The sequence below is a fragment of the Gracilimonas mengyeensis genome (genome assembly GCF_900182705.1).
GTDB lineage: Bacteria > Bacteroidota > Rhodothermia > Balneolales > Balneolaceae > Gracilimonas > Gracilimonas mengyeensis.
The window spans coordinates 115,436-138,212 of sequence record NZ_FXTP01000013.1 but is presented as its reverse complement, the minus strand read 5'-3'; the positions used below and the strand labels follow the sequence as shown (position 1 = coordinate 138,212).

The 22,777-nt window shown below is 42.8% G+C and carries 22 protein-coding genes; 19 read left to right on the top strand and 3 right to left on the bottom strand.

Annotation, left to right across the window (positions count from 1 at the left end; translation table 11 throughout):
* The first annotated feature begins 228 nt into the window (after positions 1–228).
* The 10 genes from FN815_RS14750 to FN815_RS14705 all read left to right on the top strand — a co-directional run bounded on the left by FN815_RS14750 (position 229) and on the right by FN815_RS14705 (position 7,784).
* Positions 229–510 (top strand): type II toxin-antitoxin system Phd/YefM family antitoxin, encoded by a 282-nt coding sequence (locus FN815_RS14750; RefSeq protein WP_142455415.1) that lies wholly within the window; start codon positions 229–231, stop codon positions 508–510.
* The gene (locus FN815_RS14745; RefSeq protein ID WP_142455414.1) at positions 507–800 is read left to right on the top strand and encodes a type II toxin-antitoxin system RelE/ParE family toxin; all 294 of its coding nucleotides are present in this window, start codon (positions 507–509) and stop codon (positions 798–800) included. Before FN815_RS14750 ends, FN815_RS14745 begins: the two co-directional genes overlap by 4 nt.
* A 162-nt stretch (positions 801–962) precedes the next feature.
* On the top strand, positions 963–2,132 hold the full coding sequence (locus tag FN815_RS14740; RefSeq protein WP_142455413.1) for an FAD-dependent oxidoreductase: 1,170 nt from the start codon (positions 963–965) through the stop codon (positions 2,130–2,132).
* A gap of 887 nt (positions 2,133–3,019) precedes the next feature.
* Positions 3,020–3,511, top strand: a complete 492-nt coding sequence (locus FN815_RS14735; protein ID WP_142455412.1) for a hypothetical protein — start codon at positions 3,020–3,022, stop codon at positions 3,509–3,511.
* 70 nt (positions 3,512–3,581) lie between these two features.
* Entirely contained in the window at positions 3,582–3,974 is a 393-nt protein-coding gene (locus FN815_RS14730) for an ACT domain-containing protein (RefSeq protein ID WP_142455411.1), read from the top strand.
* A gap of 138 nt (positions 3,975–4,112) precedes the next feature.
* On the top strand, positions 4,113–4,463 hold the full coding sequence (locus tag FN815_RS14725) for a hypothetical protein (protein ID WP_142455410.1): 351 nt from the start codon (positions 4,113–4,115) through the stop codon (positions 4,461–4,463).
* 244 nt (positions 4,464–4,707) lie between these two features.
* A complete protein-coding gene (locus tag FN815_RS14720) occupies positions 4,708–5,196 on the top strand; it encodes a GNAT family N-acetyltransferase (RefSeq protein ID WP_142455409.1) in 489 nt (162 codons plus the stop codon).
* A 358-nt stretch (positions 5,197–5,554) separates the two neighbouring features.
* Positions 5,555–6,040, top strand: a complete 486-nt coding sequence (locus tag FN815_RS14715; protein WP_142455408.1) for a hypothetical protein — start codon at positions 5,555–5,557, stop codon at positions 6,038–6,040.
* A gap of 304 nt (positions 6,041–6,344) precedes the next feature.
* Positions 6,345–7,349, top strand: coding sequence for a serine hydrolase domain-containing protein (locus FN815_RS14710; protein ID WP_185957317.1), 1,005 nt, complete (start codon positions 6,345–6,347; stop codon positions 7,347–7,349).
* Between the two features lie 84 nt (positions 7,350–7,433).
* Positions 7,434–7,784: an avidin-fold protein gene (locus FN815_RS14705; protein ID WP_142455406.1), complete on the top strand. Its 351-nt coding sequence runs from the start codon at positions 7,434–7,436 to the stop codon at positions 7,782–7,784.
* Between the two features lie 194 nt (positions 7,785–7,978).
* Here FN815_RS14705 and FN815_RS14700 read toward each other — a convergent pair whose 3' ends face one another.
* The 3 genes from FN815_RS14700 to FN815_RS14690 form a co-directional block, all read right to left on the bottom strand.
* Positions 7,979–8,665, bottom strand: a complete 687-nt coding sequence (locus tag FN815_RS14700) for a class I SAM-dependent methyltransferase (RefSeq protein WP_142455405.1) — start codon at positions 8,663–8,665, stop codon at positions 7,979–7,981.
* Positions 8,666–9,504: 839 nt separating this feature from the next.
* A complete protein-coding gene (locus FN815_RS14695) occupies positions 9,505–10,218 on the bottom strand; it encodes a LytR/AlgR family response regulator transcription factor (RefSeq protein WP_142455404.1) in 714 nt (237 codons plus the stop codon).
* A complete protein-coding gene (locus FN815_RS14690; RefSeq protein WP_185957316.1) occupies positions 10,215–11,333 on the bottom strand; it encodes a sensor histidine kinase in 1,119 nt (372 codons plus the stop codon). The genes FN815_RS14695 and FN815_RS14690 overlap by 4 nt, the downstream gene beginning before the upstream one ends.
* A 225-nt stretch (positions 11,334–11,558) precedes the next feature.
* Here FN815_RS14690 and FN815_RS14685 point away from each other — a divergent pair, with 225 nt between their 5' ends.
* The 9 genes from FN815_RS14685 to FN815_RS14645 all read left to right on the top strand — a co-directional run bounded on the left by FN815_RS14685 (position 11,559) and on the right by FN815_RS14645 (position 22,717).
* A complete protein-coding gene (locus FN815_RS14685) occupies positions 11,559–12,455 on the top strand; it encodes an ABC transporter ATP-binding protein (protein WP_142455402.1) in 897 nt (298 codons plus the stop codon).
* Positions 12,452–16,027 (top strand): ABC transporter permease/M1 family aminopeptidase, encoded by a 3,576-nt coding sequence (locus FN815_RS14680; protein WP_142455401.1) that lies wholly within the window; start codon positions 12,452–12,454, stop codon positions 16,025–16,027. Before FN815_RS14685 ends, FN815_RS14680 begins: the two co-directional genes overlap by 4 nt.
* A 112-nt stretch (positions 16,028–16,139) precedes the next feature.
* Positions 16,140–16,859 (top strand): CPBP family intramembrane glutamic endopeptidase, encoded by a 720-nt coding sequence (locus FN815_RS14675; RefSeq protein WP_142455400.1) that lies wholly within the window; start codon positions 16,140–16,142, stop codon positions 16,857–16,859.
* A gap of 132 nt (positions 16,860–16,991) precedes the next feature.
* A complete protein-coding gene (locus FN815_RS14670) occupies positions 16,992–17,582 on the top strand; it encodes a Crp/Fnr family transcriptional regulator (RefSeq protein ID WP_142455399.1) in 591 nt (196 codons plus the stop codon).
* Between the two features lie 90 nt (positions 17,583–17,672).
* Positions 17,673–19,010: a M20 metallopeptidase family protein gene (locus tag FN815_RS14665; RefSeq protein ID WP_142455398.1), complete on the top strand. Its 1,338-nt coding sequence runs from the start codon at positions 17,673–17,675 to the stop codon at positions 19,008–19,010.
* 55 nt (positions 19,011–19,065) lie between these two features.
* Positions 19,066–19,683: an outer membrane beta-barrel protein gene (locus FN815_RS14660; RefSeq protein ID WP_142455397.1), complete on the top strand. Its 618-nt coding sequence runs from the start codon at positions 19,066–19,068 to the stop codon at positions 19,681–19,683.
* 279 nt (positions 19,684–19,962) lie between these two features.
* Entirely contained in the window at positions 19,963–20,409 is a 447-nt protein-coding gene (locus FN815_RS14655) for a hypothetical protein (RefSeq protein WP_142455396.1), read from the top strand.
* Positions 20,410–20,446: 37 nt separating this feature from the next.
* A complete protein-coding gene (locus tag FN815_RS14650) occupies positions 20,447–22,303 on the top strand; it encodes an erythromycin esterase family protein (protein WP_142455395.1) in 1,857 nt (618 codons plus the stop codon).
* A 15-nt stretch (positions 22,304–22,318) separates the two neighbouring features.
* Positions 22,319–22,717, top strand: a complete 399-nt coding sequence (locus FN815_RS14645) for a DUF1801 domain-containing protein (protein WP_142455394.1) — start codon at positions 22,319–22,321, stop codon at positions 22,715–22,717.
* Positions 22,718–22,777 lie beyond the last annotated feature (60 nt).

The following is a 22,777-nucleotide window of genomic DNA, read 5'->3' as shown; positions in this document are numbered from 1 at the left end:
AAAATCGTTGCCTGAATGCCCCGGAACCTAACAAACGCATCAACGGGGACGCGGACGTAACTTTGGTTTCCAGGGCTGCTTGTTTAAATATTTTCTCCGTTAATTAACTCATAATCTCTGCGCCCGTTATGCGCTGGGTCGTTAGGCACCTTTTCTCCGAGATATTTAATACAATAATTTGTTCTTAATTTAGTACATTAAAAAGAACAATAATTAAAAATTTCACTCATGTCTCACATTCAACTTGACCAAGATATTCGGTCACTCTCCGATTTTCGAGCTAATGCTGCATCATATATTGAGCGTGTCAAATCAAAACGCCGACCGCTTATTCTTACTCAGCATGGCAAAAGTTCTGCCGTATTAATTGATGTAGAAGATTATCAAAAAATGTTGGACAAGATTGAGTTATTGGAAGAATTATCTGCTGCCCGAAAGGAATTAGATAATGGAGAAGGTATAAGTCATGATGAATTCATAAACGAACTGAGATCACAATATTCATCATGAAAATTATTTGGTCGCCAACGGCAAGAAACAAAACCAAAGAAATTCTCGAGTACATTGCTGAAGATAATCCAGGTGCTGCTTTAGCTCTTATTGATTTGATCGAAGAGAAAGTTGAAAATTTAAGTCAAAATCCAGAATCAGGAAGAGTATTTCCGCCAACAAATAATGACAAAATCCGAGAAATAATTGTTCATGAGAATTATGGGGTAATCTATGAGGTTAATCCCGAGATAATCGAAATTTTAACCGTTCGTCATTTCCGGCAAGATTTTTCTGATTATAAAATATAATTCCTTCGGTGCCTAACAAAGCGTTTCAAATCGCACGCAGGAGGGGTGCGATGAAACTTGACCGCCAGGAATTAATTTTGCTATTTCAAAAGAAACTCATAATCCCCGCGCCGTTTAAACGCAGGGCCGTTATGCATTTAAAAAATCACAAGATTTTCTGATATGAAAGTAGCAATACTTGGTGGCGGAGTGGCTGGTGTCAGTAGCGCCATTGCTCTCAAACAGAAAGGGTTTGACGTTAGTATTTACGAAAGACACCAGTTTGCATCGAATATTGGCGCTGGAATTGTTTTATGGCCGAATGCGACCTATGTACTTCAACAACTCGGTGTGTTGAGTGAAATTGAAGCCGTATCCGGGCATCCGGCAAGAATGCGAAGGGTAACGAGTGCAAACGAAGAATTGGGCGCTATTAATATTGAAACGATTAACAGTCATATGGGACATTCAAGCCTTTCCATTCTCCGCAGTGATTTGCAAAACATCCTGATATCAAAGCTTGAATCCCTGGGAATTTCCATTCATTACAATCATTCAGTTACAGGAATAGGAACGAAGAATCCGAGCCAAGCAGAAGTTCACTTCCAAAATGGATTAAAGATCACTGCCGACGTACTGATCGGGGCAGATGGACGGATGGCCTCGCATAGCCGTCTTTTTGTACACAGAGACAACACACCTGTATATCAGGATTTTATAAACTGGGTCGGAGTGTTTCAGTCTAAAGAAGAGATTTTTAAGGAAATTGCAGTTTCAGATTTTTGGGGTGTTGGTGAGCGGTTTGGGATTGTTACAATTACCAAGCATAAAGCTTATTGGGCCGGGGGCATACAGAGTGCTGACATTGGCCCTAAAAATCAAGCCAAATATAAATCGGAACTAAGTTCCATTTTCTCGGATTGGCCACAACCGATTCAAATGATGATTGACCATACACCTGTCGAACGGATCAATAAGATTTATGTTCATGACCATGACCCAATTCAAACATGGCATAGAAATAACCTAATTGTAATTGGCGATGCCGCCCACGCCTCTTTGCCAACATCTGGTCAGGGTGCATGTCAGGCGCTGGAAGACGCCTGGCATCTTGCAAACATCCTAAATGATAATCAGCACGATTTACAGAAAGCTTTTGTCAAATTCACAAACATACGATTTAAAAAAACCAGTGGAATGGTTATGGCTGCGCGAAGTTTTGCTTCATCATTGTTCAATCGGGATGAAAAATTTTGCCAGGAAAGAAACGAAAACAACAAAAAAACCGACTTCTCTAAAGTTGCTACATCCATAGCAGAAGGATGGAGTCAACACTTGCCACTCAATGCATAACACCATTAAAAAGGACTTTGTCAAGTAAATGGTCTTTTTCCATCTGCAATTAAGCACGTCTTTAAAACAATACGTTATTCACTGCATGGACACTTTAACCGGGTAATAGGTAACCAGCTTCTTTCCATCTATTCGATGGTCTGGGAGTAAACCAGCCATCCAACACCATTCGGGCTTATCCCCAACGCAGTTGTCGGGGCTGTACTCTGTCAAGAGAAGCCTCCCCGATCTTACATCGATTACCCATTCGGAGTCCCAATCAAATTGCGTCGGGCTGGAATCAACCAGGCTGATCCAGCCCTCTTAGACTACGCGGGCTTACCGAATGAGGCAAGTTTAAATAGGTATCTTTGTACTCGTTACAAAGGCCCTCCTTCGTAATGCATTCAGGGAAGCTCCAGCTTTCCGTGGTTGAGTACCACCAAAATGTAGTACTGATATACAGGTATTAGATAACGCGATCTTGAGGGCCAAAAGGTAGAATTCATCAGATTTTCGATAGATCGAATTTGAGGTTTGCGAGTTGCGAAGGCGCAGCGGCATTAGTTACCCTCCCTCCCAACGCCCTCAATGAAAGCCGGAGACTTCCTGAGCTTTCTCTTTTCACCGAAGCCCCCCTTAAGCTTGTTCAACCAAAATAAATAGGTGTCTTGATTTCATGTTGAGTAACATGGCATTAAATAATTATTTAACTCAAACAAATTGGTTTAGCAAGCGTTTAAACAGGACTAGTGTCACGTCAAAGCTAAAATGTCGGGTAAAGACCTGACAGGTCTGCGAACACATTAAGATGAACAGCACACTAGTTCAGGGTTTGGAATCTTAATTTTAACAAATCGGCTCGCCGCTTAAGCACGGCGCCGTTAGCAACAATAATGGGAAACTATATGAAACACTTTCTTAGCATAATACTTTTTTTGACCCTTTCAATTAGCTCTTTAGCTCAACAACAAACGGATGCTCCTGTTAAATCTATTGACGGAATTATTGATGAATTACTCGATCAAATAACCATAGAAAAAGGAGAGAAAATGGATACTACAGCCATTAGGAATTTATTTCACCCGTCTGCAATATTCACTGTTGCTGATTCTGAAAAGGCCGAAACTATATCACTTGATGACTTCCTAACCCTCTTGAAAGACCCATACTATGAACAAGGTTATCTTGAAAAAGAAATTCATAAAGTTGTTGATGAATACAATGGAATTGCTCAAGTATTCCAGAGTTTTTATGGTAAGGACTCAGAAGGTGCTGAGGAAAGAGGAATAAATAGCTATCAATTGACGTATTATGGCGACCGGTGGTGGATAGTCAGTCTCTTATGGACTATAGAATCGGAAAGTGTAGGAATACCTGTAAAATATGGCGGAGAATAAGTAAGAGTTGCTAACAATGGCTATAATTCATTGTGATTTTGTGCCACACCAAAATAAAAGTATAGATTGAATGGCTGGAATAACAAAGTTAGATGAGTTACTGAAATCGATGAGTCCCCGGTTGTTAGAGCCTGAAATGGTATTCTGTTCTGTATCGGGTGATTTAAAAGAGTATGTATCGTTAAGTCCTGTCGCCTCATTTGCTGAAGCTGAAGGCTTAACGCTGGTGTTGGAAAAATCGGAAGCACTAAAGGCGGGCTTATCATTTGAAGGAACCTTCCGGCAAATAACCTTAACGGTTCATTCCAGCCTGGAAGCCGTGGGGTTAACCGCGGCAGTATCAAATAAGCTTGCTTCTAAAGGCATCAGTGCCAACGTTATTGCTGCCTTTTACCATGATCACATATTCGTTCAGTCGGACAAGGCAGATGCCGCATTTTTCAGCATTGCTGGAGTTCAGTGATTAGAGAAAATTGTATTGTTACCGCAATGAAATCATAATACCTACGCCGTTTAAACGTCAAGTTGTTAGGTAATTTTGATAGAAAAATTTACTTTAAAAAGGTCAAATAATCGTCAATAATAGAAAGAGAGGCCTGATATGAAACATTTTGTATTTACTATTCTCGTAGTCTCTTTAAGCTTTTCCTTCAGTTCATGTAAAACCTCAACCGAGCCGAATGAACGTGAGAAAGGGCATGTATCTGTTTTAGTCATTGATCAAAATGAAATTCCAGTAAAAGATATTGAAATCTATCTTGCTCCGGAAAGTATTCTAAAAGTGACTGATACAAATGGAAGAGCTTTCTTCACTGTAGATGTTGGCGACTATTTTATAGATGCTGACATCTGTTGTATGGGGCCTGGTTTTATCAAGTATCATGTGCCTGTAACGGTTGAAAAAAGCGACACAGTGAAACAGATATTACACGCTTGTTCAGCTTGTTTGTAATAACAACTGTCACCAACGCCAGTTTCTATTTAGGGTTCAAAAACCTGCCCCTCTGAGGGCGTCGAAGACTTCTGAGCTTACATTATTCAGTCCCCGCTTCGCTAAAGAGCTTATGAAATAATACCACCCACCTCTTTTGCTATAGGCTTGTAGCTATAGAATTAATTCCCGTATTTAAACTGAAATATTAAACCGGACTGATTAAAGACCTCACCTTTTTCCCCCACCTTGTAATATCTTAGACATGAACATAGAAGTTGTAAAAGCCGATTATCAAAATCCTCAGCATCAGAAGGATATCCCCTTTCTTTTAAATGAATATGCAACCGATCCCATGGGGGCTGGCGAGCCCTTATCCCAACATGTGCGGGATCATTTAGTCTCTGAGCTGGCAAAACTGCCGCATGCATTTAGCATCATTGCATACGTCAACGATCAGCCTGCCGGGTTAGCCAATTGCTTTGAAGGCTTCTCCACCTTTGCCTGTTTGCCTTTGATTAATATCCATGATTTGTGTGTGATACCTCAGTTTCGGGGTTTAGGGTTGAGTCAAATGCTGCTTCAAAAGGTTGAAGAGATCGCCAATTCTAAAGGCTGTTGTAAGATTACCCTGGAAGTATTAAGCAACAATACCGTGGCAAAATCTGCCTACCAAAAATTTGGTTTCTCAGGCTACGAGTTAGATCCTGAGGCCGGCTCTGCTGTTTTTTGGCAAAAGAAGTTGGGTGTATGACCTTTTCTCCCCTCTTTACTACCACCCTTTTGATATATCCCATTATCACAAACACCTTCTTTAGGTCGACTGTTATCCACTCAAAATCCATTATCATCTCACGGACATTCCCAAAAACATGATTAGATACAAAAAAGCCTGCAATATTATTTATCTGTAAACGTAAGGATTCTTGAAAGATGGATCATGATAATAGTATGGTTTTCGGTCTGCAAATATCAATCATTCTCTAATTCCTGTTGCACCCTAAACATCAAATATATAATGAGTAATACATTCAACTTCGGGGACTAAAGAGAAGCATAAACATATCTTCGTTATGAAAAGGGGAATCTTATCGTTTGCTATCTTATTGTTAATGGCTTCATCAGGATTTGCTCAGCAGGCTAATTTCGAGGATCAGAACGGCAGTTTCAGGCTTGGACTTTTCTGGCCCAATTTAGAATATGAAACGCCCATACATCCCAAAATGACATTCCACTCAGAAACGGGATTTGCCTTCAATGTTGGACACGATGGAATGGACTGGGTTTTTCAATACGGGTTATTTGCTAAAATAGGTCCTCGTTACTATTACAATTTAGAGAAGCGCCTTGAGGAAAATAAAAGCATCAGGGATTTTTCCGGCAACTACTTTTCATTTGTTTCAATGGCCTATTTAAATGAGCCTTTTGATAATAACCCTGAATCAAATCAATTTGTTTTTGGCCCAACCTGGGGTTTGCAGCGGAACCTGGGCAAAAACTGGTACTTCAACTTCGAAGTTGGCCCGGGTATTTCACTCAGTGAGTCAAAAACAAAACTGGTGCCTATCATAGGTTTAGATATTGGGATAAAATTCTGACTGATTGGGGCTCGATCTATATTTTTGGCAGACTAATCCTGCATGTTTATTTTGCAAATGATTCCTCTCGTTCCCAACGCCCCGGCAGACCACGCGCTATCCTGATACCTGTCACCAAAAAAACTGCATCAATATCTTTTGCTCTGCGTAACTAAGCCAGAACCTAAACCAACCGATGATCCATTTGCGCTATTTTCTTCTTGCTATACTATTCCTATTCCCTTCAGTGGCCGTCTCTCAATCCGAAAATCAACCCAAACAAACCGAAGCATCTTTTAGAATATTCTCTGAAAAATTAGATTCCTTGCGAAAAACGAATCATATTCCCGGCCTTGCTGCGGCTGTGATAAAAGATCAACAGCTTGCATGGTCTCAGGGGTTTGGCAGCTCACACTTTGACACGGGGGATGGCTCTTCGTTTAAAGATGTAAGCCCGGATACCCCCTTTTGGATTGCATCGGTCACCAAACCTTTTCTTGGACTTCTGTTTCTCCAGCTTGAAGAACAGGGCGAAATTGACCTGAATAATAACATCAACGATATGCCCGGCTGGGATAATTTCTGCGGCTGGCTTGCAAACTCAGAAATTGTTTTTGGCCGGGATCTTCATTGTGATAAGCCCATCACCATACAAAACGTCCTGAACCATACGGTAAACGGAGAGCCCGGATCCAGCTTTATGTATAATCCCATCATGTATTCACGGCTTTCGCGGTACATTGAATATGTGTACGGCAATCCTATTTCAGCTGCCGAAGGTCGTCAGAATACCATGGCAGAACTCATTCAGAAGAATATTCTTGGACCTGCCGGCATGGACCGAACCATGTCCAGCATGTGGCAGCGTGAGAAAGCCCTGGTATTTTTTGATATGGCGCAGGGATTTGAATATTCCGAAAATGGATATAATCGGAAAAAACATATCGAACGCCATCTGGCCGGCGGTGCAGGCATCGTTTCTACCGTCAATGATCTGGCCAAATTTGACATCGCCCTTGATACGGATCAGCTTGCATCTGAATCTACCATGGAAAAACTTTTCACCCCTGCGGTTACTCCGGATGGGACGGATCTTCCCTACGCCTTCGGTTGGTATGTACAGGATTATAAAGGTGAGAAGCTAATTTGGCATTCCGGCTGGGATGAAAAAGCCGGCTTTAGTGCACTCTACCTGAAAGTGCCAGAACAAAACCTGACTCTGATTCTGCTGGCCAATAGTGAGGGAATGTGGTGGGGAAATCCCCTGGATGCTGCTGAAGTTCAAGGTTCGCCATTTGCACAATTATTTCTGGATCACTTTCTTTTTTGATCAGGGTAAGTAGAGTGGATTGCACAATCTGTCCATTATCTCTTAACGAACCAAATGTGTAATGCCATCACAGCAATATCTCCTATGACCACTATCAACTACAACAACCGTAAATTCCGATCTGTGGAAAATACCAGCAATGGCGATGTCAGCGGTGAAACCCTCTTTCACTATCGCCAAAAAGGTGATGCCGTTTGGGCCACTTATGAGGGCGGCAACATTCACTTTGGCACCTTAACAGCGAAGGTTGGAGCTGACAATCATTTGGAAATGCGATACTCTCACGTAAACACAGACGGAGAACTCAAGACCGGGAAATGTCACTCAAGCCCGAAATTACTTCCCGATGGCAGGCTTCGACTTCACGAAAAGTGGCAATGGACTGGAGAGGACCAAAGCAGCGGTGAATCCATTATTGAAGAAGTTCGGGAATAGCCAGCAGTTTTAACTGACTCTGCTACTTTGAATTGGTCTTGTACAAAGTCCTAATTGCACATTTCACCAATTCTAGAGGCTATCTTTAGATGAAGATCTTCTACAACTTTTGGGCAAATGCAATGGCAAAGAAAATAGATAAAGAATCTCGAACTCAGAACTCAGAACTCAGAACTCAGTTTAGAATCCATAATTCAACATTCAAAATCTCCCATTTCATACAAGGTCGTAACCACCCTTCCACCCCATTCTTTGGAAGGAATCGAAAGCCATTGCGTTGCTTCTTCGACTTCCAGGTTAAAAGGTGAAGCCAACAAGTCTACCCCGCTTTTCTTTTTCAGCCTGATTCCCTGCCCCGAAATGATATCTTTGTTTGGAATAAAATCCCCGTCAGGCACATGTTCTGTTAGAATCACATATTTAAAACCGGGCAGCTTTCTCACGATGGCTTGTATCTCCGCATTGGACAAATGCTGAAGTACATTTCGCAGGATTGCACAATCTCCGGAGGGCCATTTTTCCATAGCTAAATCCAGGCAACGGAATTCCAGCTTTTCCTCCTGGTATTTTTCTTTATTACGATTGATGAGCTCTTCAACGATATCCACCGCAATATACTTTTTAGCATGGTCAATCAACTGCCTGCCAACGTTGAAATCCCCGCAGCCCAAATCACATACCACCAATGGTTCTTCAAAGGATTTCAAGAATGAACGTACTTTCTCTATATAAGGATCAACGATATCAGGGTGATGCGAGCCGGAGCCTGAATAAAAATCATCCCCTTCCCCGCCCCAAAGATTCATTTCGTAAACCTGTGCCATAGCATCCTTGGTAGGCCAAGGCGCCTTTTTCTTTTTATCAGATTTAAGTTTTTTCATTGTTACGTTCGTTGACAAGAATTCAGGAGTCAGAACTAAATGACCAATGACCAATGACCAATGACCAATGACCAATGACCAATGACCAATGACCAATGACCAATGACCAATGACCAATGCAAATTCAGCATTCAAAATCCAAAATTCAAAATTTACACCCAATCTTAAATCAGATTAACGGAGGCGAAGCCTCCTCATGCTTGTACTTTTCAAGTGCAACTTGAAAAGATCTCTTTATGAAATTGGAGATAATTATACCGAGGGATCGTTACCAAGGGATCTTTTGAGGTTGTACCTCAAAAGCAAAAGTACCTGAAGGCTTAGCCTTCAGAAGGAGAAGGACACTTTGAACCTGCTACCAAGCTCATAATTAAAAATATCATTTCGGAGACACAGAAAATTATCTTCATAATTTGCCTTTTGAAAAAAGAGCGTGAAGAAGATGATGAAATGCAGCGTGAAGAAAGAAATCATACCGCATGGCTCATGACTTTCCTGCAAGTCCTGTGATGGAGCATTGATTTCTTTTAGCGTAATGGAGTCAACTTTAGCTCTTTTTTCGATGGCGAGAGTTTTTGGTTCTTTTGTCGGCACAAAAGAACTGGGAGATGCCCTAGTTCATTTATTAAATTACGATAAGCTGGAGTTTTAGAAGTGCTATAAATCACATTCCCAACGAGTCAAACCTTATATTCCGTACATACTTGCTGGTTTTCAGCTCAAGAATCTTCATAAAGCGAGTATGCTCCCCACTCACTTCTGCCCTCTTTTCTCTTCCTCTATAGGTGAAGAACTCCTTGATCTTGCTACCTGACTTATAGGTACTATCACAGTCCCAGCTACATCTTCAAAATAATATCCCGGACAATCTTACTGTAAGTCTGTCCGATAGGCACTTCTGATTTTCCTATCGTTATCGTATTTCCCTGGATGCTTTTGATCTTATCTACCGAAACAATGAAGGACCGGTGTACCCGCATAAATGACGGAGCCGGAAGCATTTCTTCCAGGTCCGAGATCTTTTCATGCACCTGCAGTTCTTGATCTCCCTCCAAAAACAAAGCGGAGTAATTCCCGCGGGCTTCGGCGTACAAAATCTTCTCTGCTTTCACCTGGTGATACTGCTGATCTCCTTTCACAAAGAAACTGGAAGTCAATGCTTCCTCCCTATTTTGTCTTTCCTGATTTTTCCCGGTTGATGGAAATTCCGCAACGGCCTTATTAACCGCCTTCAAAAACCGTTCAAAACTAAAGGGTTTCACCAGGTAATCTTCTACCGCCAGTTCAAAGCCCTCGAGCGCATGTTCTTTATACGCGGTAGTCACAATGACCTTTGGCGGGTGCCGAAGGGTTCGAAGAAAATCAAAGCCTTTGAGCTTGGGCATCTGTAAATCCAAAAACATAAGATCTGCCGTGTTTGAATTGAGCCACTCCATCGCCTCCAGGGCATCATAACACTGGGCGGTAACTTTCAGGTGAGGCAATCGCTCGCAGAATGTCTTGAGCAAGTCGTGTGCCAGGGGTTCGTCATCTACAATGATGCATTTGATCATAGCGTGTTGAGCTGTAGAGTTAAAGAAAATACGCCTTCTTTGTTCTCAATATTCAGCGTATGACGGTTGGGATACAGAAGTTCCAATCGCTGCTTCAGGTTTCGCAGGCCAATACCATCGTTAGCTTCAGAACCATCCTGCTTCTCATAATTATTCTGAATTTGGAAGACCACCTCCCCCGTTTCAGGCTCTTCTTGTAAGGAAGCATGGATATACGCTCCCTTCCGCAGACTTTCCACTCCATGCTTAAAAGCATTTTCCAGCGGTATAATGAACAACAGCGGTGCGACTTTCACCTCCTCATCCTCCGGTTTTTCAAAGCGAATGTCCACCTCTTTTTGATATCGTATTTTATGTAGATCGATATATCGCTGCAGGTAATCCACTTCCTCTTTCAGTGATACCTGATCTTTTTTCCCATCGTAAATAGTATACCGCATTATATCCGACAGTTTCAGAATGACATCCGGGGCCTGATCGGATTGATTGACCACCAGCGAATAGAGATTGTTCAGGGTATTGAAGAAAAAATGCGGGTTGATCTGGCTTCGCAAGAGGGCCAGTTCTGCCCGGGCTTTCTCTGCTTTCAGAGTACGGAACCATTTCCATTGTTCATAAAACCAAAGCCCCATCAGGATGGGAACAGGGAGTAAGAACAGGCTTAAGGCCCAAAACTTGTAAGTGCTTTCGTATAGTTCAAAGCTGCCGGTAAACAAACGGGCATATAAAAAGAAAAGCGCTGATCCCCCGTATAAACCCATAATGAGCAACCGGTACTTGCTGAAAAAATCAGGCAGAATAAAGTAAAAGAGGATCAGCCAAAAGGAGATCATCAGCAAAATCATCAGGGGATTATCCACCAGGTGACCGGTAAAATAGCCAATACTGAAAATCACTATAGCCAGCATGATAAAACCGGCCACAACCCTAATCACTGTGCCTCCCTTTTGGAGGTATTTATGGATGGCCAGGGATGTGAAAAAAGCATAAAAGCTGAATAGAATAGTATTGGTAATCCATTCATCTTCAGGAATCCGGATCAGGTCGATAAACTCCATCAAGAGGATCATCCCGAAAGTGACAGCCGGTCCAATCCCAAAGGCTCGATATTTCATTAAAGCATTTTTCATGACGCAAAAATAGAGGAAATCAGGCTTTCATTCTCTGCCCCTGGACGAACACTATCATTTTTGGGATGAACCCAGTGCTTTTCCGTATCAATAAGCTTCATATGCAATTTCATGGGGTCTGTATTAAAAAGAGGTTTGTCTGTCATCCGCTCTAAACAACGTAATCAAGTGCTCGTAGTTTCGCTCAAATTCAACTTAAAATGCGCCTTTATGAACACGCTGGACATACAACAACTTTCGAAAACCTATCCCAACGGAGTACAAGCCCTGGACCAAGTATCCCTCACCATACAAAACGGCATGTATGGATTGCTGGGAGCCAACGGCGCCGGCAAATCAACCCTGATGCGAACCATTGCCACGCTGCAGTCGCCTTCTTCAGGAAGGATTCTTTTCAACGGGGAAGATATACAGACCAAACCCAATGTGGTGCGCAACGGACTTGGCTACCTGCCGCAGGAGTTTGGTGTATATCCCAAAACTTCCGCCATTGAGCTGCTACATCATATTGCCGTATTAAAGGGACTTTTAGACAAGAAAGAACGGGAACGTCAAATTGAAAACCTGCTCCATCAAACTAATTTGTGGGAGCACCGGAAGAAACATGTTCAAACCTATTCAGGGGGCATGCGCCGGCGGTTTGGCATTGCCCAGGCGCTGCTTGGAAATCCCCGCATCATTATTGTGGATGAACCTACAGCCGGACTTGACCCGGAAGAACGGCATCGCTTCCTGAACCTGCTTAGCAAAATCGGGGAAGATATCATCGTCATTCTTTCCACCCATATTGTGGCGGATGTGTATAATCTCTGTTCCAATATGGCCATCCTTGACCGGGGCAGGATTCTGGTTCACGGCAATCCCTCCGATCTCGTTAAAACACTGGATGGTAAGGTGTGGAAGAAGACTATATCCACCGATGAATTGAATCATTACCGTGAAAATCACCAGGTCATTTCCACCCGGCTTGCCGCGGGCAACACACAAATCCACATTAAAGCAGATCACGCACCAGGCAACGATTTTGAAGCCGTAACTCCCAACCTGGAAGACTTCTATTTCTCCATGGTCTCTACTTCCGAACCACAAACTATGGGGGTATCATGATTACTGCCTTACTCAAATTCGAAATCCAGTACCAGCGAAAACTTTGGGCCTTACCCGCCGCAATGATCCTGTTTTTCCTGACTGGTTTGCAGGTAGGCGGACAGGCTTTTGCGCCTGATATGGTCGACTTTAACGCCCCTTATCAGATCAGCTATTACATCTCCATTTTTACGCTGGGCGATGTGTTTGCCATCATGTTTTTTGTGATCAACGGGATTTTGCGGGACCGGGATCACCACATGGAGGAAATTGTATTCAGCACCGGCGTTCAAAAGCATCAGTTCTTTATCAGCCGTTTTGGCGGCGTATTTTTGTTTAGCCTGCTGGCCGTAAGTCCGTTGGTTTTGGGGATGATGGCCGGGCACCTTCTTTTCGATTTGGACCCCGAACGCCTGGCTACATTCAGCCTCTTTCCCTACTTCTGGAACTGGCTGGTATTCGTATTTCCTAATGTCCTGATCTGTTCGGCCTTTATCTTTTCCGTGGGATTGCTCACCAAAAACAGGATGGCGGTTTATTCCTCCGCGGTGATGGTGTATGTGCTCTATTTCGTGTGTTCCTTTTTCTTCAACTCCCCCATCCTGGCTGATTCAGCTCCCACTCATACGGACAATATGAGGCTGGCGGCCCTGGGTGATCCTTTTGGAATCTCAGCCTTTATGGAGCAAAGCCAGTACCTCAAGCCTCTTCAAAAAAACGAAGTACTGGTATCACTCACCGGTAATTTCCTGCTTAATCGCCTGCTTTGGATCACTCTGTCGTTTGTTATGCTCGGAATTGCCTACCGATTATTTTCATTCCGAGCCTTACAGCAAAGGAACCAAAAATCTTTTTCAGATAAAGAAACTCTGAGGAAAGACGTATCGCCCAATGCAGCCTATCAACCCGTAGTTCCATCTACACATTCCGGTAGAATTTTTTGGCAGGGATTTCTCTCACAAACTAACATGGGCCTCAAGCAACTGCTAAAAAGTTTGCCCTTTCAGGCGATGATGGTGTTGGTGGCTTTTATCATCAGCTCAGAGTTTTACACAACGCTTATGGGTGGAGGTAGTTATTCGGAAAGCCTCTACCCGGTCACCTCCCTTTTAGCAGGAATGAATAACACCGCTATCTTTATCTTCGGGTTGTTGCTGATTGTATTTTACAGCGGCGAATGGGCATGGAAAGAACGCAGTGAGCAATTTCATCTGATTTTAGATGCTACTCCTTCTTCCAATGCCTCCTTCTTCTGGTCCAAAGTGTCGGTACTTTTATGTATCCCTTTTTTGTTTATCAGTCTGGAGATTATCATCGCCATAGCCTTCCAGATGCTGTTGGACTATCCCCGAATTGATCCGGGAACCTATCTTTCCCTGTATTACTTCCAGGGAATTCCGCTCGTTTTCTATCTCTTGCTTGGATTGTTCATACAATCCCTGTCGTCCGGTAAGTACCTGGGGATGGCAATCACCGGATTAGTGGTCGCGGTATTTGGGACGCCTCTCTCGGGTAAACTCGGTATTGAACACCAATTGCTGCAAATTGGGGCAATGCCATCGGTTACTTTTTCTGATATGTCGGGCGTAAGCAACAGCGCATCCAGTTTTTACCTTTTATCCACTCACTGGCTCTTTTTAGGGTTGATACTTTCTCTGCTTGCATTACACGTCTGGCGAAGAGGGATTACGGAAAGCTTTGGCATTCATCTTAAACAGCTTTTCAGAGGCTGGACGGTAAAGAAAACAACAGTGCTTGTAGTACTTGGATTGGGATTTCTTGGCACCTCCGGGATGATCTTCTACAAAACCAACATTGAAACCGAGTATCTGTATTCTGAAGAAAGGCTGGACCGGTGGGCGGACTATGAGAAAAAGTATAAACATTATGACGAGGAACCGTGGCTTTACCCCGTTTCCATCAAAACCGATGTGGCACTTTATCCCGAAGAAAGAAGCTATGCTGTGGATGCCACTTATGTACTTAAAAATAAAAGTGACTCCGTGGTTTCCAGGGCGCTCATCATCCAAAAAAAACCTATGACCAATCTTAGGCTTGAAAAGGCCCAACTAATTGCACAGAACTCCGACCTTGGGCTTTTTGAGTTTAGATTTGAGAGCCCGGTTTTGCCTGGTGATACGGTTACGCTTGCGTTTACCGCGGATGGTAGCCATAAAGGCCTGCAATCCGGAAGAGACCTGGTGGATAACGGAAGCTTTGTGCATATGCGCGATTTCAGTCCCTATTTGGGCTACACCGACGATCTGGAAATCAGCGATAATACCGAACGTGAAAAACGAGGACTCCCAAAACGTGCCTTTGAGCAACCTTCGGCAGCTGACTTTGATGTGATGGAATCCGGTTTTGGCCGGGTTGATTTTGAAACCATCTTGTCAGTCCCTGACTCCCAAACCGGCATCTCAATCGGCCATCTTGAAGAGCAATGGACTGAAAACGGCCGCCATTACTATCACTATAAAGCCCAAAAACCGGTTGCCCCTGCTATCACCTATCACTCCGCTGAGTATGCCATAGAGCATGAAAATTACAAAGGCATCAACTTAGAGCATTATTACCATGCCAAGCATACATTCAATAATCAAACCACTATGGAAAGCATGAGGCAAACCCTGGATTATGCACAACAGGAGTTTGGAAAATATCGGCTCGATCACCTGCGCGTTGTAGAAATTCCTTCGTATTGGAGATTTGGGGGATATGCTGCCGCCGGTACCATCAGCATGGTAGAAGATAATTTTTACCTGGTGGATGAACGGGCACCGGAGGTCTTCAACCTGGTGACAAAACGGACTATCCATGAAGTGGCACATCAGTGGTGGGGACATATGCTGAGTACCCAAAGCATCAGTGGAGGAGCTATTTTTGTGGAAGGATTTGCCAAGTACACCGAAGCCGTGGTGATGGAAAAACACTACGGAATGTCTTCATTATTCCAGCTGGGTAAATCTGCCAATCACACCTATTTCAACGGACGCTCTTACGCCTCAACGCCGGAGCAACCGCTGTACCTGGAGCAAGGCGAGCATTACATGCTGTATGGCAAAAGCTATATGGTGATGCTCGCCCTCAAAGAATTGATAGGCGAAAAGTCCCTAAATCAAGTATTAAAAACGTTGGTAACACATCATCAACACGAAACCGATGCCACGGTGACTTCCCGGGAATTCCTGGATGAATTGTACAAGATAACCCCTGAAAAGCATCATTCCCTGGTTGATGACTGGTTTAAGAAAATCATTACTTACGATCTTTCGGTGAATAATGTGGAGTACGAGCAACTTGCTGATGGCCGCTATAAGTTACAAATCACCATTAATGCCGCAAAATTTGAAGCGGTGAACGGAGTTGAATTACCGGTTTCTATGCAGGAGCCAATACCGATTGGACTGTTTACCGAACATCCTTCAGAGGCTTCCAGGGAGCAGATTATCTTATTGGAGTCCAGAACCATTCGAGATGGCAAGCAGCAGCTATCCTTTAAAGTTGACAGCTTGCCACAGTTTGTGAGCATTGATCCTTATGGAACCCGACCCGACCTGGTAAGGATGGATAACTTAATAAAGGTAGAATGAGCATGTATGGATCGCCTGACTTTTATAGAAGCGAGTGCATAAAACTAAGTAACAACTTAAGCTATTCTTCCGTAGTTGCCTTGTTTCCATCCTTCACTTAATCCTCCAACATATGACACACAAAGGCAAAAACGGCGTTAGCAAGAAGAAAACTCTTCTGGTTTTTATACCAACAATAATAGCTGGATTTATCTTATTTGCACTGCCCAATCTGTTTTTTGGCATTACGAAAATTAACGGAGGCCTTACAGGAATAAATCTATTAATCATTGCTCTGGTTCAGCTCACCACTGTTGGAATCCTGCTGTATTATTCTCTCAAAATTTTAAATAAAGATTTCCTGTATATCGGACTTTCGAAGAAGCACTGGCAGGCAGACAGTCTGTTGGGGATAATCACCGGCTTGGGCTGGACGGCTTTGCAATTCGGAGTAATCATTCCAAATACCGGAGGTGCCGAACGTGCTGATATTACTCAGATGGTTTCCATGTATGATGGTTCCTTTTTAGGTCTCTTCTCTTTTATTGCTTTAGGGGTGATTGGCGGAGGGATTACGGAAGAAAATTTCAATAGGGGCTACTTCATCAATGTGCTGAAAGATCTTTTCGAGAACCCTAACACCGGAGTTTGGGTGGCAGCTGTTTTATCCATCGTCTTTTTTGCTGCCGGGCATTTGCCGTCTGATGCATTAGGCTGGTTCGATATCTTAGTGCCAACTATTGCTTACACGGCCCTTTTCCTGTACACCAAAAGACTAACGGCATCCATAGTTGCGCATGGCATTTATAACATGTCAGCCATTATTTTAACGTATTATATATACTACCTCTAATTTTTAATTTATGGATGAAGTCCCCGGGACTGAAACTTTGCTTGGTTGACAAGCTTACTTTTTTTAAAATCCAAGCCGTTTGTAATTAAACATTTCCGGTCCTTTATGGTATCGGGGCATAGATCCATAAAGATGAAGAATAAGCAGGAAGCCTACTATCAAGCCTATCTAAAACAGTTTCAGCATTCAACTCCGGAAGAACTGGCGTTTATTCGTACCAAGCTAAGCCTGCAGGAAATGGATAAAGGAGATTATTATCTGGAAAGCGGCGGAGTTCAAACCCATATGAGTTTTGTCTGTTCCGGTCTGTTAAGGCGCTTCTATATCAATGAGAAAGGCAGTGAGATAACAACGGGCTTCACCAAAGAGCGGGAATTCGTGACCGACTACCCGGCTTTCATCCGGCAAAAACCCACCAAGTATTACATACAGTGCCTGGAACCTTGCATACTGGTAAATCAGTCGTACGAAAGTATTCAGGAAAGCTACAGAAAATTCAAAAACAGCGAGATGCAGGGACGGCTTATCGCCGAAAAAGTATTAACCATTTTAAGTGATCGCGTGGAAGGTTTTTTATTCAATACGGCCGAAGAGAGATATTTGCAATTTCTTGAGGAAAACGAGGATCTGATGAACCGGATCAGCTTAACGCACTTGTCTTCTTTTCTGGGAATTGAACGGCAATCCCTGAGCCGTATTCGGAAAAGAATAGCCCAACGATGATTTTGTCACATATGTGACAGGAGATGGAATGCATTTCACCTAAGTTGGCAACAGGATAAATAACAACAGAAATGTACTTACTACGATAAGATGAATTACCTGACAAAAATTACCCTTCCTGCAATCATTAGAATCCTTTGCTTTAGCGCTCTGCTGGTATCTTGGCAGTTCGGCTGGGCACAGGTGAAAGAGGATGCCTCTCCCCTGCATAAAACCATTCAGCAAGATACAGATGAACTATTTGAGGAATTGGTAAAGATACGACGTGACCTGCATCAGTACCCTGAAATTGGCGGAGAGGAAAAACGGACCTCCGCTTTGATTGAAGAATACCTGGAAGGACTCGGTTTGGAAGTTCATACTAACATTGGCGGGTATGGAGTGGTTGGCATTTTGAACGGCGATAAACCCGGTAAGAGAATAGCCTGGCGGGCTGATATTGATGCCTTGCCTACTCATCACACCGAAAATGTGGAATTTGCTTCCAAGCATGAAGGCGTACGTCATATTTGCGGGCACGATGTGCATACCGCCATTGCCCTTGGGATGGCATCGGTACTGAGCTTGCAAAAAGAGGATCTTAAGGGAACGGTCTATTTTGTTTTTCAACCTTCAGAAGAGGACTTCAAGGGCGCTAAAGCCATGATTTCAGATGGCGTTTTTGAGCTTATCACCCCTGATGAAATGTATGCCGTGCATATCTCTCCTATGCCTGCCGGACTGGTAGCCACCAAACCGGGCTACCTGTATGCCGATTACAAACAACTCAATATCACTTTTAAAGAAAATGCTCAAAGTGATTCCATCATTGCTTTTTCAAAGCGCATCGTATATAACCTGCAGACAGTGGCAAAGGATAGTAAGTTTTGGGATACCCGCAACCTAATGGACCCGCAAATTGGCATTGGTAACCCAAACACCATTTTTCAGGATTACATCACGGTAAGTGATCAATTTAGGGTGGAAGAAAATGAGGGCCGATTAACCATCCGTGCTATTTTAAGCACCAGCAACCAGCAACTCATGAAGTCCATCCCCCAGCGCATCACACGTCAGATCAAGCAATCTCCTTATGCAAACCTGTTCCTTGATCTTTCCTTTGCTTCAAATCAACTGACTTACTCACCGGACAGAGGCAATATCGATAATGATAAGCAACTGGCCCAGCAGACCATTCAAACCATTTCAGAGATCTACGAAGCGCCCAGTGCACTACCTCTCTATGGCGCTATTCCCGATGGCCGTGGTGATGATTTTGCATACTTTCAGCAAAAAGTACCAGGAGTCTATTTTCTGTTAGGAGGATCAAATTTTGAGAAAGGAATCATCTCTATGCCCCATGCTCCAAATTTTGCAGTGGATGAGGAAGCTATAAGAGTAGGCGTTAGCTATTTTTCCTCGATGATTGCTGAGCGAATTAATAATTAAAATGATAGATTTCCGGGTAAGAGATAAAAATGTCAAGATATCTTACCCGGGAAAAATGAAAAATATATTTTTTGCCTCTATTACTTTAATCCTGTGTGCCTTTTCTTCGGCCCACGGACAATCTCAATATCAAGATTCACCAGCTCATAAAATCGGATTCCATATCTCCACCATCGGAGAATCCGATATTATTTATTCTGAAGATATAGTTGGTGCATCAAGCTTTATTGGCCAATCTTTCTATTCTATAGGCATCAACTACATTTCTCCATTAAACAATTGGCTGGAACTGGAAACAGGTATTGAGTATTCAGACTTCAAATTCAAGGAACGTCCTTCTCCTAATCCGAATATTGATTACCCTTCTTACACTACCCATGTACAATTGTTAGAGATTCCGGTTCAGCTTCGGGCCAGTTTCCTGAAGTATTTATATGCCCATGCCGGACTTTTGTTTGATATAGATATTAGTGGTTCTAATTCCATAGATGATCAAACGGGCTTCGGCGGGATAACAGGAATTGGAGCCAAATATGATTTTGACTTTGGAGGTAGCTTATTCATAAATCCATATATCAAAACCCATTCGCTTCTGACTTTCTCCCAGGATGGTTCATACCAGCAGCAAATTATTGAATCATCTATCCGGGTTGGTGTTAGTTATAATTTTTAGGGAACCTGTAGAGATACAAGGTTCCTGCTTTAGGTAAATAGTTTTGTCCTTGACACCACGATTTTGACCTCCTCTGTCTACTACTTCAGCAAGGAGAAAAGCTCCCTGAAAAGCATTCAATCATAAAGTAAAATTAAAAGCCCCCCTAAAAGTCCTCTTCTTGCCAAGGAAAGGATTTAGTTGAGGTCGGGAAATGGAGATTTTATTTGTGTTAATACCATTAATTCCGGTATTTCTTTTAAAAATTATTCTATACTCTTTTTATAATCGGTGACTTTAATGAATCGTATAGCTCACACAGCAGATTTTCGAATAAAATACCCGGCCGACAAACTCTTTCCCCTGTTTAGTGCCGAGGGCGAAAAACTATGGGTGCCGGGTTGGGATTATGAAAATATCATGGGCACTACGGAGTTACGTGAAAATTACGTCTTCCTGACTACGAACCATGACCACGCGGCAACATCAGCCATATGGATTGTGAAAAACTATCAACCGGAGGATTATCTTGTTGAGTTCTACAAAGTAGAGCCAGAAGAAAAGGTGGGTTTCATAAAAGTGCATTGCACCTCACTGTCAGAATCGGATACCAAAGTAGAAGTAACCTATGAGTACATTGCTCTCAGTGAAAAAGGAAAAGCGTTTATTAAGGATTTTACTACTGAGGATTACACCGCTTTTATCGGTGAATGGGGAGAACTGCTGAGCTCGTATTTGAAGTTGTAGAGGAGTTGACTTGTCCTGAAAATCTAAATGGTATAAATTGGTTCAATTGATTTTTGGTGCAAATTTTTTTGAGATAGTCATCAGTAATTTTGATCGACTAAAAGGGGTACAAATGAAAAGACTATTAATATTTATTCTTGCTCTATTGCTGGATGGTTTTGATTTAGCTTATAGCCAACACATCCAAAATCTAAATTTCGAAAAAGCTGGCATAGTACACCCGAACCAACCCACAGGCTGGTCTACCCGTTGGGATGGGTTTGAACTCTCTCTTGATTCTCTGGTGGCTAAGTCGGGAAAATATAGTCTTAAAAGTACAGCCTTGCCAGGCCATGATTCCGGTTATGCAATAAGCCGTCAAAGTATCCCTGCGGATATTGCTGCTGGGAAAAACCTGGAAGTCAAACTTTGGATGCGTAGTGATCAGATACAAAACGGCACTGCTTTTTTTAGATTGATTGCCTTTGACGATGAGTCTGAAGTTCTTTCATCCACAAGAGGCCCTGAAAAGGGATTACCTGAAACTGATAGATGGCAGCAATATTCCGCTTCTGTTTCCATTGATAAGCAGGCCCAATTGATCTACCTGGACCTCTTTCATAATGGAAAAGGAAGTGTTTGGTTTGATGACATAGAGTTATTTACAGAAGGTGAGAAATATGATCCGGGCAATCAAATTTTCTGGAGCTTAGATCCAGCTGAGCTCACTTTTCTTAGCAATCAAGCGATAGCTCTTCATTCTGTTGAACCTGAAAATGATTTTTCAGACTTAGATCACTTAACCCCACTGTTTCAAAACGCAAGCATTATTGGTTTGGGAGAAGCTACCCACGGTACCAGAGAGTTTTTTAGGATGAAACACCGGTTTGTAAAATGGTTCGCTCAAGAACACGACACGTTATTGGTTGCCATTGAAGCCAACATGCCCGAAGTAAGGGAAATCAACAACTATATTCTAACAGGGAAAGGAGATGCAAAAGAAGCTCTGGCTGATCTTGGCTACTGGGTCTGGAATACGGAAGAAATGCTTGCTTTTATGGAATGGATGAAAAATTACAACACCTCCGGAAAAGGTAAAATTGAGGTTTATGGATTTGATATGGCCTTTCCATCGCGGGCAGCCGACAGTGTTCTTACCTTTTTGGAACAGGTTGATCCGGTTTTATTTGATACGCTGCAACAGGATTATCAATTCCCCGCAAATCCTTCCGAACTTAATAGAATAGATGATGAAAATATCATTGAGATACACCAGTTAACTCAGGACGTATATAAAACTCTTTCTGAAAACCGTATCAAATATATTCAATACGTTAATCCGGAAACGGTGGAATGGGCTATACAATATGCGAGAATTGTGGAGCAAGCGATGGGCAGATTTACTCCCGGTGGTAAAACAAGAGATGAAAGCATGGCTGAAAATATAAACTGGATCTATTTCAATAAAAGCATTGATAGAAATACACCATTATTGCTCTGGGCTCATAATGATCATATTGCACGTTCTCCCTATTGGTTTGGGGGAGAACTGTCTGAGAAGTATGGCAAGAGTTATGTTCCTGTAGTCTTTTCATTCGGGGATGGACACTATTCAGCCGTTCTGGGACCCGGTCAACCAGTAGCTTCCTATCCGGCCCCATCGCCAAAGAAGGGATCTGTCGAATATGCGCTAAGAACTTTGGAACTACCCGCCTTCGCATTGAACCTTAGGCAGATTAAGGAAAATGCTTTGGGAAGCTGGTTAGAAGAAGAAAAGCCTGTGAAAAGTATTGGTTCCGTAGCAAGAGATGATCCTTACAAAAATATATCCCTTGCCGATTATTTTGATGTATTGATTTACTTTGATAAGACCACTGCTTCGCGATCATTCGGCCAACCGGCTAAGAACAATTGACTCAAATTATATCTCATGTCTCCCTCCGTCCAGCAAAAATTTGATTCCTACCCCGATCACATCAAACCAAAGATGGAGCAGCTGCGTGAGCTTATTTATGAAGTGGCTGCAAGTACAGAAGGCGTCGGAGATCTGGAGGAAACCCTGAAATGGAGCGAGCCGGCTTACCTCCCTTCAAAAACCAAAAGCGGCACCACCATACGCATAGACTGGAAAGCCAAAAACCCGGATTCTATTGGAATGTATGTAAGCTGCAATACTTCCCTGTTAGATTCGTACCGGTCACGTTTTGGTAATGAACTAAACTTTGATGGCAAGCGCGCAATTATGCTGCCTGTTGACCAACCTCTACCCCAAAAAGAACTAATGATTTGCATACGGATGGCGCTCAGGTATCATTTGGATAAAGCATAGATGCATTTAACACCTGCTGCTATCGGATATAACTTTGCATCTCTCTATAACTAAAGGGAT

Excerpts from the sequence above, each read along its gene's own strand:
- FN815_RS14750 (WP_142455415.1), top strand. The coding sequence starts at position 229 with ATGTCTCACATTCAACTTGACCAAGATATTCGGTCACTCTCCGATTTT.
- FN815_RS14745 (WP_142455414.1), top strand. The coding sequence starts at position 507 with ATGAAAATTATTTGGTCGCCAACGGCAAGAAACAAAACCAAAGAAATT.
- FN815_RS14740 (WP_142455413.1), top strand. The coding sequence starts at position 963 with ATGAAAGTAGCAATACTTGGTGGCGGAGTGGCTGGTGTCAGTAGCGCC.
- FN815_RS14735 (WP_142455412.1), top strand. The coding sequence starts at position 3,020 with ATGAAACACTTTCTTAGCATAATACTTTTTTTGACCCTTTCAATTAGC.
- FN815_RS14730 (WP_142455411.1), top strand. The coding sequence starts at position 3,582 with ATGGCTGGAATAACAAAGTTAGATGAGTTACTGAAATCGATGAGTCCC.
- FN815_RS14725 (WP_142455410.1), top strand. The coding sequence starts at position 4,113 with ATGAAACATTTTGTATTTACTATTCTCGTAGTCTCTTTAAGCTTTTCC.
- FN815_RS14720 (WP_142455409.1), top strand. The coding sequence starts at position 4,708 with ATGAACATAGAAGTTGTAAAAGCCGATTATCAAAATCCTCAGCATCAG.
- FN815_RS14715 (WP_142455408.1), top strand. The coding sequence starts at position 5,555 with ATGGCTTCATCAGGATTTGCTCAGCAGGCTAATTTCGAGGATCAGAAC.
- FN815_RS14705 (WP_142455406.1), top strand. The coding sequence starts at position 7,434 with ATGACCACTATCAACTACAACAACCGTAAATTCCGATCTGTGGAAAAT.
- FN815_RS14700 (WP_142455405.1), bottom strand. The coding sequence starts at position 8,665 with ATGAAAAAACTTAAATCTGATAAAAAGAAAAAGGCGCCTTGGCCTACC.
- FN815_RS14695 (WP_142455404.1), bottom strand. The coding sequence starts at position 10,218 with ATGATCAAATGCATCATTGTAGATGACGAACCCCTGGCACACGACTTG.
- FN815_RS14690 (WP_185957316.1), bottom strand. The coding sequence starts at position 11,333 with ATGAAATATCGAGCCTTTGGGATTGGACCGGCTGTCACTTTCGGGATG.
- FN815_RS14685 (WP_142455402.1), top strand. The coding sequence starts at position 11,559 with ATGAACACGCTGGACATACAACAACTTTCGAAAACCTATCCCAACGGA.
- FN815_RS14680 (WP_142455401.1), top strand. The coding sequence starts at position 12,452 with ATGATTACTGCCTTACTCAAATTCGAAATCCAGTACCAGCGAAAACTT.
- FN815_RS14675 (WP_142455400.1), top strand. The coding sequence starts at position 16,140 with ATGACACACAAAGGCAAAAACGGCGTTAGCAAGAAGAAAACTCTTCTG.
- FN815_RS14670 (WP_142455399.1), top strand. The coding sequence starts at position 16,992 with ATGAAGAATAAGCAGGAAGCCTACTATCAAGCCTATCTAAAACAGTTT.
- FN815_RS14665 (WP_142455398.1), top strand. The coding sequence starts at position 17,673 with ATGAATTACCTGACAAAAATTACCCTTCCTGCAATCATTAGAATCCTT.
- FN815_RS14660 (WP_142455397.1), top strand. The coding sequence starts at position 19,066 with ATGAAAAATATATTTTTTGCCTCTATTACTTTAATCCTGTGTGCCTTT.
- FN815_RS14655 (WP_142455396.1), top strand. The coding sequence starts at position 19,963 with ATGAATCGTATAGCTCACACAGCAGATTTTCGAATAAAATACCCGGCC.
- FN815_RS14645 (WP_142455394.1), top strand. The coding sequence starts at position 22,319 with ATGTCTCCCTCCGTCCAGCAAAAATTTGATTCCTACCCCGATCACATC.